Raw genomic sequence first — 11,397 nt, 5'->3', positions numbered from 1 at the left:
CGGTGGGGTGGCCGGCCCGCGTGGTTCGGAGATCGTCGGGTGGACGTCAGGCGGCGACGGGTTCGGGCACCGGTCGGGTGGTACGGACACGCCCGGCCGCCCACACCGCCGCGGTGGCCGCGGTGCACAATCCCGCACCGGCGACGTGCATGACCACCAGCACCGCCGGGACGTGCGTCCAGAACTGGACGAGCCCGATGAGGGCCTGGGTGCCCACGAGGCCGAGAACGACCTTCAGACGTAGTTTCACCGCGTCGGGGGCGTGCACCGCGTACACGGCGAAGGTGAGGCCGACCAGCAACGCCAGATACCCGACGAGAAGTTCTGCGTGCAGGTGCACGAGGTTCGTGATGTCCAGGTCGAGGCGTGCGACCGCGTTCTCGGCGGTCTTGTCCCCGGCGTGGGGACCCGCGCCGGTGACCATCGTGCCCACGACGAGCACCCCCGCCAGCGCGGCGCCGGACAGGGCGGTGAGCCACCGCAGCGGCTGCGGGAGCACCTGCACGACCACGCCGTCGTCGGGTTCGCTCACCTTGGCGAACAGGATCGTGGCGAGCCACACCATGAGCATGGATGCGAGCAGGTGGATCGCGACGGTCCACCACAGCAGCCCGGCGAGCACCGTGATGCCCCCGATGATCGCCTGCAGCACGGTGCCGGCCGGCATCAGCCACGCCCACGCGATCACTTCGCGGCGTCGGCGGGCCCGCGTGACGGCGAGGACGATCGCGGCGGCGCTGAGCACCACCACGAAGGTGAGCAGGCGATTGCCGAACTCGACGACCTGATGAAGGGTGTGCACGCTGCTCGACACCCCGACGGGCACCATCGACCCGGGGAAGCACTGCGGCCACGTCGGGCAGCCGAGCCCGGACGCGGTGACCCGCACCACGGAGCCGGTCACCGCGATACCGCCCTGCGCGAGGATCGACAGGAACGCGAGTATCCGTTGCGTGCGCAGTGAAGGCATGGGCAGACGGTCGACGAGACTCAGATAGCCGCGATACAGCACGTTCCCGATGGTACGGCCCGGTCCACTACGCGCTGTAGTTGGGTGGTGGGATCAGGTGAACCGGAACCAGCGTGCGGCGGCGGCACCCCCGCACACCCCCCACACGATCAGCACGACGATCGACAGTGCGTCGACGGTGTCGTCCATCGCCGCATCCAGCGCGAGGGTCAGCGCCCCCGACGGTGCCAGCCGCACGACGTGCATCAATGCGTCCGGTACCACGTCGTCGAGCATCACCACACTGCCGATGCCGAGCAACGCGAACCACACGATGTTGGCGAGTGCCAGGACGATCTCGGCGCGCAGGGTGCCGCCGAGCAGCAGTCCGAGGGTGGCGAAGGCGACGGTGCCGAGCGCGATGACGACGGCGCCGATGAGCAGGACGCCCGGGCTCGGTCGCCACCCCAGCACGAATCCGATCGCCCCGAGCAGAATCGACTGGAGCACCACCACGATCCCCACCGCGCAACTCTTGCCGGCGATGATGCCCCACTTCGGCAGCGCGGTCGCGCCGATCCGTTTCAGTGCACCGTATCTGCGGTCGAATCCGACGGCGATGGCCTGACCGGTGAAGGCGGTGGACATCACCGCCACCATCATCACGGCCGGCAGCACCCGCGTCACACGGGTCTCACCGAGGTCGCCGATGGGCAGCAGGGTCAGGCCGATCAGCAGGGTCACCGGAATGAACATCGTCAGCAACAACTGCTCGCCGTTGCGCAGCAACAGGGTCAGTTCCATCCGGGTCTGCGCGGCGAGCATCCTCGTGGCCGTGTTCGGCCGCGGCGCCGGTGCGAACGTACCGGGATCGAACCGGTTTCCGACCAGACGATCGTGCGGCGTCGTGCTCAACCTCTCAGCTCCCGTCCGGTGAGTTCGAGGAACACGTCCTCGAGGCTGCGTTGATCGACGCGGATCTCGGTGGCCAGCGCGCCCTGCGCGGCGCACCAGGTCGCGACCGCGGCGACCACGACCGGATCGATGGTGCCCTCGACGAGATAGCGACCGGAGGCGTTCTCCCGCGCGCGACATCCCTCGGGGAGCGCGGCCCGTAGCGCCGCGACGTCCAGTTCCGGTGGGGCCGACACCCACAGCTGGCCTTCGGCGCCGGTGCGGGTGACCTCCTCGGGTGTGCCCGCGGCGACGACGGAACCGTGATCGATGATGACGATCTCGTCGGCGAGTTCCTCGGCTTCGTCCATCAGATGGGTCGTCAGCAGCACCGACACGCCGTCGCGCCGGAGTGCGTCGATCAGTTCCCACACCAACAGGCGTGCCTGCGCGTCGAGACCGGCGGTGGGTTCGTCGAGGAACACCAGCTCCGGTCGTCCGACGAGGGCGCAGGCGAGGGCGAGGCGTTGCTGCTGCCCACCCGAGAGTCGTCGATACGGTGTGCGCCGGGCCTCGTCGAGACCGAGCCGGTGCAGCAGCCACTCCGGATCGAGGGGATCGGCGGAATACGACGCGACGAGGTCGAGCATCTCACCGGCCTTCGAACCCGGGTACGCGCCGCCGCCCTGCAACATCACTCCGATCCGTGGGCGCAGGGCTTCCGAGTCCGTGATCGGATCGAGACCGAGAACGCGCACGGTGCCCGCGTCGGGGGCCACGAAGCCCTCGCACATCTCGACGGTCGTGGTCTTGCCCGCACCGTTGGGACCGAGAAGGGCAAGCACCTGCGCAGGCTCGACCGTCAGATCGAGTCCGTCCACCGCGGTGACACCCCCGAACTTCTTGACGACGCCGTCGAGGCGCACAGCGGGAGCCGCACCCGCGGCGGTTTTCGAGGTCACGGAGTTCCAGCGTAGGCGGCGGCGGATTCCGGTGAGCGCGGTGGTGGCCGATCGTCGTCTCGCCACGGCAGCAGGGTGCGGGTCGCCACGATGAGCAGGCCCGCGACGACGACGGTGGCGATCGCGGCCTGCACGATGATGAACGGCTGGTACTCGCCGCCGTTGGGCATGAGGATCACGCTGACCACCGACGAGAACGCGATGGTGGGTATCCGGAAGATCGGGCGGGTCGCCCACGCGGCGAGGGGGATGACCGCCCACAGCAGGTACCACGGTTGCACCACGGGGAACAGCAGCACGATCGCGCCGAGCGACACCCCGAGGGCACCCACCGGATGCACCCGTCCGGTGAGCACCGCGAGCAGCATCCGTACCGTCACGAACATGGCGACGAGCGCCGCGATCGGGCGGGTGATCGACAGCGCGGCCGTCGTGTGGTCGCCCAGACCCAGCAGGACGCCGCCGAGTCCGGTGCCCATCCCGAGCAGGGTGGGGACCGACATCCAGCTGCGGACTTCTGTCGCCGTGCTCAGGGTCTGAGTCCAGCCGAACCCGAGCCCGCTGCCCCAGCTGACCGCGCCGATCACGCCGAGCGCGACGACACCGAGCGCGGTGGCCGCGGCAAGGACCGACCGCACACTCGCCCCCCAGCGCCGTGCCAGGGCCATCCCGACGAAACCGAGGGCGAGCAGCGACGGCACCTTGACCATCGACGACAACGCGATCAATGCGGCACCGGCGACGACCAGCGCGGCCACTCGGCGGCGGTCGTACGCGGACGTCGACGCGGGGGCGGACACCCCGCGCAGGGCGATCTCGACGCCCGCGAGCATCAGCCCGAGCATCAACGCCTCGTTGTGGATGCCCGCGACGAGATGGAACAACAGCAGCGGATTGGCGGCACCCAGCCACAGGGCGCTGACCGGGGCGACCCCGCAGCGTCGCGCGAGCCGGGGCAGTGCCCACACGATCAGTGCGACGCCGGCGAGCGCGAGGAGTCGGTGCAGGAAGATGCCGGCGACGATGTTGTCACCGGTCAGGAACGCGATGCGTTCCCCGAGCCACAGGAAACCCGGGCCGTACGGGGCGGGTGTGTCACGCCAGATGTTCGGCACGGTCCGGGTCAGGACGTGGTCGACGCCGAGCGCGCCCGCGGGACCGATCGCGTAGGGGTCGAGTCCGCGGGCGGAGATCTCGCTCTGCGCGAGGTACGAGTACACGTCCTTGCTGAACATCGGCGGCGCGACCACGAGGGGCACGATCCACAGGAGCAGGGTGCGATCCAGTTGGGAACGGGTCAGGCGGCGGGGTTGTCCGTCGGGGTCGCGGCGTCCGATCGCGAACCGGCCGAGGAGCAGCCAGGCGAGCACCACCAGCACGGTGCCGGTCATGGTCAGGGTCAGGGCCGTGCTCGGCATGCGGGCGGGAAGCCCGAGGAAGCGCAGCCCCTGGACGGGGTTCTGCAGGACGGGTTGGGCGCCGGCGCCGATCGCGCCGACGGCCATGAGCACGGCACCGGTCGCCCCGAACAGGCGGATCCGGTGCAGTTGGGTGGTCTCGGTGGAGTTCAGTCCCCGGCCGTCGCTCTCGTCTCCGTGCAGCACCGTCGCGACGTCGGGGCGTGCGGGCCGGAAGTCGAGTCCGAGTGAGCGGCGGGCCCACGATCCGATGCGGTGACCGACGCGGGCGACCGATCGTGATCCCGGCCGTGAGGTCGACTGTGAACGCACCGCGGGTCGCGATTCGGATTCGGGGGGGATCGACTGCACTCGGGCAGCGTAACGGGCACGGATCGGGGCGCTGTTGCCTCTGTGGCCCGGGTTTGTTCCCGGCGGTGAGGAAGGGCACCCTTGGTGGACCACGCCGTTGAATTCCGTCACACTGGTGTTGTGAAATCAACGCCGGACGTCGCGGACGACGCAGAAAGCGCAGGTCGTGGGCCTGTCGCTGCGGTCACGCGCGGTACGGCAGCCCGCGAAGCGCACGAGGGGCAGACCCGCGCGGCCGTGGTGCAACTGCTTCTCGAGGACGGCCCGATCACGGCTCCGGAGATCGGGGAGCGGCTCGGTCTCAGCGCGGCGGGTGTGCGTCGTCACCTCGACGCCCTCATCGAGTCCGGTGAAGCGCAGGCCGCCATGCCGCCTCGCGGTTCGGGGCGTGGCCGTGGCCGACCGGCGCGTCGTTTCCTGCTGACCGCGGTCGGGCGGGCCCGGCTCGGCCACACCTACGACGATCTGGCGACCGCGGCGATCCGTCATCTACGCGAACTCGGTGGTGACGCCGCCGTGACGGATTTCGCGCAGCGCCGCGTCGCCTCCATCCTCGGCGGGGTCGACGCGGTCGAGGAGGACGGCGAGGTGGAGGCCGTCGCCGCCGACATCGCCGACGCCTTCAGCAATGCGGGGTTCGCCGCGTCCGTGCGGAAGGTCGGATCCGGTGTGCAGATCTGCCAGCACCACTGCCCGGTCTCGCACGTGGCCGAACAGTTCCCCGAACTGTGCGAGGCGGAGCAGGAGGCGTTCGTGAACCTGCTCGGCTCCCACGTGCAGCGCCTTGCGACCATCGCGAACGGTGACGCGTTCTGCACCACCCATGTGCCGGCGGGAACACCGGCGCCCGCGCCACCGGAACCCGTTCCGGAACCTCCGGTGGGGGAGCGGCCGCACATGTGATTCCCGCGACACCCCGACGGGGGCGCCGTACCCCTTCGGAAGCGGTCGAGCAGCGCCGGTCGAACAGCACCGGTCGAGCGGAACCGGCCCCGAACATCAGCCCGCAGTACACCGTCGGCATCCAGCCCACGCCGACAAGATCCGGCCTCCGGAAGGAGCACGCATGACCGTCACATCGGACCAGTCGTCCGGCGCAGCGCCGATGACGCAGGAAGAGACCATCCAGTCGCTCGGCCACTACGAGTACGGGTGGTCGGATTCCGACGCCGCCGGTTCGTCCGCGCAGCGCGGCCTCTCCGAGGAGGTCGTGCGCGACATCTCCGCGAAGAAGAACGAGCCCGAATGGATGCTCGACATCCGCCTGAAGGCGCTGCGCACCTTCGACAAGAAGCCGATGCCGGTGTGGGGATCGAACCTCGACGGCATCGACTTCGACAACATCAAGTACTTCGTGCGGTCCACGGAGAAGCAGGCCGCGAGCTGGGACGAACTGCCCGAGGACATCAAGAACACCTACGACAAGCTGGGCATCCCCGAGGCGGAGAAGCAGCGGTTGATCGCCGGGGTCGCCGCCCAGTACGAGTCCGAGGTGGTCTACCACCAGATTCGTGAGGACCTCGAATCGCAGGGTGTGATCTTCCTCGACACCGACTCCGGTCTGCGTGAGCACCCCGAGCTGTTCAAGGAGTACTTCGGGACGGTCATCCCCGCCGGCGACAACAAGTTCTCCGCACTCAACACCGCCGTGTGGTCCGGTGGATCGTTCATCTACGTGCCGCCGGGCGTGCACGTCGACATTCCGTTGCAGGCCTACTTCCGGATCAACACCGAGAACATGGGCCAGTTCGAGCGGACCCTGATCATCGTCGACGAGGGCGCCTCGGTGCACTACGTCGAGGGCTGCACCGCCCCGATCTACAAGTCCGACTCCCTGCATTCGGCGGTCGTGGAGATCATCGTCAAGAAGGGCGGTCACTGCCGCTACACGACGATCCAGAACTGGTCGAACAACGTCTACAACCTGGTCACCAAGCGCACCAAGGTCGAAGCCGGCGGTCACATGGAATGGATCGACGGCAACATCGGATCGAAGGTGACGATGAAGTACCCGGCCGTGTGGATGATGGGTGAGCATGCCCGCGGTGAGGTGCTCTCCGTCGCGTTCGCCGGGGAGGGCCAGCACCAGGACACCGGTGCGAAGATGCTGCACCTGGCGCCGCACACGTCGTCGACGATCGTCTCCAAGTCGGTGGCGCGCGGCGGTGGCCGCTCGTCCTACCGAGGTCTCGTCCAGGTCAACAAGGGTGCGCACGGGTCGAAGTCGACCGTCAAGTGCGACGCGCTGCTCGTCGACCAGATCAGCCGGTCCGACACCTACCCGTACGTCGACATCCGCGAGGACGACGTGACGATGGGGCACGAGGCGACGGTCTCGAAGGTCAGCGACGACCAGCTGTTCTACCTCATGAGCCGCGGCCTGAACGAGGACGAGGCGATGGCCATGATCGTGCGCGGCTTCGTCGAACCGATCGCCAAGGAACTGCCGATGGAGTACGCCCTCGAACTCAACCGGCTCATCGAACTGCAGATGGAAGGGGCAGTCGGTTAGATGACTGCGGAAGCGAAGAACATTTCCGGCGTCCAGGGCGCGGTGCGTGGCGAGAACCCCGCACCGGCCGTGAACAAGGGCGAGGTGTTCACCTCGTTCGACGTGGGTGCATTCGAGGTGCCCTCGGGCCGCGACGAGGTGTGGCGGTTCACGCCGCTGCGCCGACTGCGCGGACTCCACGACGGCAGCGCCGTCGCCGACGGCGCCGCCACCGTCGAGGTGACCGACGCCGACGGTGTCCGGGTGGAGACCGTCGCCCGCGACGACGCCCGCCTCGGGCAGGGCGGTGTGCCGTTCGATCGCGTCGCCGCCCAGGCGTACTCGGCGTTCGAGACCGCCACCGTCGTCACCGTCGGCCGCGAGACCGAGGTCGCCGAACCCGTCACGGTGACGGTGACCGGCCCCGGCGAGGGGCACGTCGCGTTCGGGCACCTGCAGATCCGGCTCGAGCCCTTCGCGCGGCTGACTGTCGTGCTCGATCAGAAGGGCAGCGGCACGTTCGCCGAGAACGTCGAACTCGTCCTCGGTGACAGTTCCGAACTGCGCATCGTCGCGCTGCAGGACTGGGCCGACGACGCCGTGCACGTCGCCGCGCATCACGCGAAGCTCGGCCGTGACGCGGTGTTGCGGCACTTCACCGTCGGACTCGGCGGGGACCTGGTCCGGGTGTCGACCACCACGAAGTACGACGGTCCCGGAGGAGACGCCGAACTGCTCGGCCTGTACTTCGCCGACGCCGGTCAGCACCTCGAACAGCGGCTGCTCGTCGACCACTCGCAGCCGAACTGCAAGTCCAACGTCGTGTACAAGGGCGCCCTGCAGGGCGACCCGGAGTCCGGCGGGCCCGACGCGCACACCGTGTGGATCGGTGACGTACTCATCCGCGCCGAGGCCGAGGGCACCGACACGTTCGAGCTCAACCGCAACCTGGTGCTCACCGACGGCGCGCGCGCCGATTCGGTGCCGAACCTCGAGATCGAGACCGGGGAGATCGTCGGCGCCGGCCACGCCTCGGCCACCGGACGTTTCGACGACGAGCAGCTGTTCTACCTGCAGGCCCGCGGTATCCCCGAGGACCAGGCCCGACGTCTCGTCGTGCGCGGCTTCTTCCACGAGCTGATCGAGAAGATCGCCGTGCCCGAGGTCCGCGAACGTCTCGAGGCGGCGGTCGAGGCGGAACTCGCCGTGATCGGCTCCTGACGGACGCCACCCGCACCCACCACGACTTCTCCGAAGAAGGAATCAGTACACCGATGTCCACCCCCCAGAACGTTCTCGAGATCAAGGACCTGCACGTGCGGGTCGCCCAGACCGACGACGCCGCCGAGCCGATCAACATCCTCAAGGGCGTGAACCTCACGGTCCGCTCGGGCGAGACCCACGCCATCATGGGCCCGAACGGTTCCGGCAAGTCCACCCTCTCGTACGCGATCGCCGGCCACCCCAAGTACGAGGTGACCTCCGGCTCGATCACCCTCAACGGCGAGGACGTCCTCGCCATGAGCGTCGACGAACGTGCCCGCGCCGGACTGTTCCTCGCCATGCAGTACCCGGTCGAGGTCCCCGGTGTGTCGATGTCGAACTTCCTGCGCACCGCCGCCACCGCCGTCCGCGGCGAAGCACCGAAGCTGCGGCACTGGGTCAAGGAGGTCAAGGGCGCGATGAACGAGCTCGAGATCGACCCCGCGTTCGGTGAGCGCAGCGTCAACGAGGGATTCTCCGGCGGCGAGAAGAAGCGCCACGAGATCCTGCAGCTCGGCCTGCTGAAGCCGAAGATCGCGATCCTCGACGAGACCGACTCCGGCCTCGACGTCGACGCTCTGCGGATCGTGTCGGAGGGTGTGAACCGCTACCGGGAGAACGAGCACGGCGGTGTCCTGCTCATCACCCACTACACCCGGATCCTGCGCTACATCCAGCCCGAGTTCGTGCACGTGTTCGTCGACGGTCGCGTCGCCGAGTCCGGTGGGCCCGAACTCGCCGACGAACTCGAGACCAACGGCTACGTGCGGTTCACGCAGGCCACGGCGCACTGATCGGTGCGCGCGGGCGACGGTGGACACAGACGACGGTAAGGAGGGTGAGCGAATGACGGTGGTGCCGGTGCAGGCGCTCGACATCGCGCGGATCCGATCGGACTTCCCGATCCTGGGACGCACGGTGCGCGACGACAAACCGCTGGTCTATCTCGACTCGGGGGCCACTTCACAGCGGCCCGTGCAGGTCCTCGACGCCGAACGCGAGTTCCTCACCCTGCGCAACGCCGCGGTGCACCGCGGGGCGCACGCCCTGTCCGAGGAAGCCACCGACGCCTACGAGGGTGCGCGCGCCGATATCGCCGGGTTCGTCGGTGTCGACGCCGACGAGGTGGTGTTCACCAAGAACGCCACCGAGTCGCTCAACCTCGTCGCGTACGCATTCGCCGACGACCGGTTCCCGCATCGGCTCGGGCCCGGTGACGAGATCGTCGTCACCGAGCTCGAACACCACGCGAACCTCGTTCCGTGGCAGGAGCTGGCGCGCCGCACCGGAGCGACGTTGCGCTGGTACGGGGTCACCGACGACGGCCGCATCGACCCGGACTCGCTCGAACTCTCCGATGCCGTCAAGGTCGTCGCGTTCACGCACCAGTCCAATGTCACCGGTGCGGTCGCGCCGGTCGCCGAACTCGTGACCCGTGCCCGCGCGGTCGGTGCGCTCGTCGTGCTCGACGCCTGCCAGTCGGTACCGCACATGAGCGTCGACTTCCGGGCCCTCGACGTCGACTTCGCGGCGTTCTCCGGGCACAAGATGTTCGGACCGTCCGGTGTCGGGGTCCTCTACGGACGCCGCGCGCTGCTCGCGGAGGTACCGCCGTTCATCACGGGCGGCTCGATGATCGAGACCGTGACGATGGAGGCGACCACCTTCGCGGCACCGCCGCAACGTTTCGAAGCCGGCTCGCCGATGTCGTCGCAGGCGGTGGGGCTCGGCGCCGCGGTGCGGTACCTGCAGGGCCTCGGCATGGACGCCGTCGCCGCGCACGAACACGAGCTGACCGCTGCGGCGCTGACCGAACTCGGCGGCATCGACGGCCTGCGCATCATCGGTCCCGCCGATGCCGAACAACGCGGCGGCGCGGTGTCGTTCGTCGTCGACGGAATCCACGCGCACGATCTCGGTCAGATCCTCGACGACGACGGCGTCGAGATCCGGGTGGGGCACCACTGCGCGTGGCCGCTGCATCGCAGGTTCGGGGTCGCGGCCACCGCACGCGCATCGTTCGCCGTGTACAACACGCTCGACGAGGTGGCCGCGCTGGGCGCCGCGATCCGCCGGGCCCAGGAGTTCTTCGGGGTGCACGCCTGATGCGGATGGAACAGATGTACCAGGAGGTGATCCTGGACCACTACAAGCACCCGCACCATCGGGGCCTGCGTGAGCCGTACGGCGCCGAGGTGCATCACGTCAACCCCACCTGCGGCGACGAGGTGACGCTGCGCGTGCACGTGGACGGCGGTGTCGTCGCCGACGTGTCGTACGACGGGCAGGGCTGCTCGATCAGTCAGGCCGCGACGTCGGTGCTCACCGACCAGGTGATCGGCGTGCCGGTCGCCGACGCGCTGGCCACCGTCGACAGTTTCGCCGAGATGGTGGGTAGTCGGGGCACCGTCGACGGCGACGAGGACGTCCTCGGGGACGGAATCGCGTTCGCGGGAGTCTCGAAGTATCCGGCGCGCGTGAAATGCGCGCTGCTGGGGTGGATGGCGTTCAAGGACGCCGTGGTGCAGATAATGGATGAAACCGACGGCTCCGACATCGCAGCCGTGACGAGCGGAGGACAGAGCTGATGACCGAACCCGCACCTGCGCCCGACGCCGCGCCGGCAGGCGACGACGCGTCCCGCATCATCGCCGACACCGCGCCCCCGTTGGATCCCGAACGCCTGGACGAACTCGAGGAGGCCATGCGCGACGTGGTCGACCCCGAACTCGGCATCAACGTCGTGGATCTCGGACTCGTCTACGGCATCTCCGAGACCGACGAGGCCGTGACCATCGACATGACCCTGACCTCGGCGGCGTGCCCGCTCACCGACGTCATCGAGGACCAGTCCCGCAACGCCCTGGTGCGCAGCGGCCTGTGCGGGGAACTGCGTATCAACTGGGTGTGGATGCCGCCGTGGGGCCCCGACAAGATCACCGACGACGGACGCGAGCAGCTCCGCGCACTCGGTTTCACGGTGTGACCGATACAGACGTCGCCGGCGTCGGGCACGTGCCCCGTCGTCCGGGTCGGTGTGTCTGACGTCCGGCGGGGTCGACGTCGATG

Annotated in this window: 11 protein-coding genes; 7 read left to right on the top strand and 4 right to left on the bottom strand. The window is 68.9% G+C overall.

Going from position 1 to position 11,397, the window contains the following annotated elements; translation table 11 throughout:
* Positions 1 to 46: 46 nt before the first annotated feature.
* From LDQ05_RS17935 to mptB, 4 genes are read right to left on the bottom strand one after another with little or no spacing between them, the layout of a single operon-like run.
* The gene (locus LDQ05_RS17935; RefSeq protein WP_226438309.1) at positions 47 to 1,012 is read right to left on the bottom strand and encodes a COX15/CtaA family protein; all 966 of its coding nucleotides are present in this window, start codon (positions 1,010 to 1,012) and stop codon (positions 47 to 49) included.
* Between the two features lie 51 nt (positions 1,013 to 1,063).
* A complete protein-coding gene (locus tag LDQ05_RS17930; RefSeq protein WP_226438308.1) occupies positions 1,064 to 1,864 on the bottom strand; it encodes an ABC transporter permease in 801 nt (266 codons plus the stop codon).
* The gene (locus LDQ05_RS17925) at positions 1,861 to 2,805 is read right to left on the bottom strand and encodes an ABC transporter ATP-binding protein (RefSeq protein ID WP_226438307.1); all 945 of its coding nucleotides are present in this window, start codon (positions 2,803 to 2,805) and stop codon (positions 1,861 to 1,863) included. Before LDQ05_RS17925 ends, LDQ05_RS17930 begins: the two co-directional genes overlap by 4 nt.
* Positions 2,802 to 4,475: a polyprenol phosphomannose-dependent alpha 1,6 mannosyltransferase MptB gene (gene mptB, locus LDQ05_RS17920; RefSeq protein ID WP_226438310.1), complete on the bottom strand. Its 1,674-nt coding sequence runs from the start codon at positions 4,473 to 4,475 to the stop codon at positions 2,802 to 2,804. The genes LDQ05_RS17925 and mptB overlap by 4 nt, the downstream gene beginning before the upstream one ends.
* A 219-nt stretch (positions 4,476 to 4,694) precedes the next feature.
* On the opposite strand from mptB, the gene LDQ05_RS17915 reads away from it, so the two are divergent.
* The 7 genes from LDQ05_RS17915 (at position 4,695) to LDQ05_RS17885 (ending at position 11,314) form a co-directional block, all read left to right on the top strand.
* Positions 4,695 to 5,477, top strand: coding sequence for a helix-turn-helix transcriptional regulator (locus LDQ05_RS17915; protein ID WP_372461153.1), 783 nt, complete (start codon positions 4,695 to 4,697; stop codon positions 5,475 to 5,477).
* A 163-nt stretch (positions 5,478 to 5,640) separates the two neighbouring features.
* A complete protein-coding gene (gene sufB, locus LDQ05_RS17910) occupies positions 5,641 to 7,086 on the top strand; it encodes a Fe-S cluster assembly protein SufB (protein WP_226438305.1) in 1,446 nt (481 codons plus the stop codon).
* Positions 7,087 to 8,286 (top strand): Fe-S cluster assembly protein SufD, encoded by a 1,200-nt coding sequence (sufD, locus tag LDQ05_RS17905; protein WP_226438304.1) that lies wholly within the window; start codon positions 7,087 to 7,089, stop codon positions 8,284 to 8,286.
* 53 nt (positions 8,287 to 8,339) lie between these two features.
* Complete coding sequence (gene sufC / locus LDQ05_RS17900; protein WP_226438303.1) at positions 8,340 to 9,122, top strand: Fe-S cluster assembly ATPase SufC; 783 nt, start codon at positions 8,340 to 8,342, stop codon at positions 9,120 to 9,122.
* 52 nt (positions 9,123 to 9,174) lie between these two features.
* Positions 9,175 to 10,434 (top strand): cysteine desulfurase, encoded by a 1,260-nt coding sequence (locus LDQ05_RS17895; RefSeq protein WP_226438302.1) that lies wholly within the window; start codon positions 9,175 to 9,177, stop codon positions 10,432 to 10,434.
* Positions 10,434 to 10,916 (top strand): Fe-S cluster assembly sulfur transfer protein SufU, encoded by a 483-nt coding sequence (gene sufU / locus LDQ05_RS17890; RefSeq protein WP_226438301.1) that lies wholly within the window; start codon positions 10,434 to 10,436, stop codon positions 10,914 to 10,916. The genes LDQ05_RS17895 and sufU overlap by 1 nt, the downstream gene beginning before the upstream one ends.
* A complete protein-coding gene (locus tag LDQ05_RS17885) occupies positions 10,916 to 11,314 on the top strand; it encodes a metal-sulfur cluster assembly factor (RefSeq protein WP_226438300.1) in 399 nt (132 codons plus the stop codon). The genes sufU and LDQ05_RS17885 overlap by 1 nt, the downstream gene beginning before the upstream one ends.
* Positions 11,315 to 11,397: the final 83 nt, after the last annotated feature.

Origin of the sequence: Rhodococcus yananensis, from assembly GCF_020515525.1 — a bacterium.
GTDB classification, from domain to species: domain Bacteria; phylum Actinomycetota; class Actinomycetes; order Mycobacteriales; family Mycobacteriaceae; genus Rhodococcus; species Rhodococcus yananensis.
Note: the sequence above shows the minus strand (reverse complement) of the source record. Positions and strands in the feature narration are given on the sequence as shown.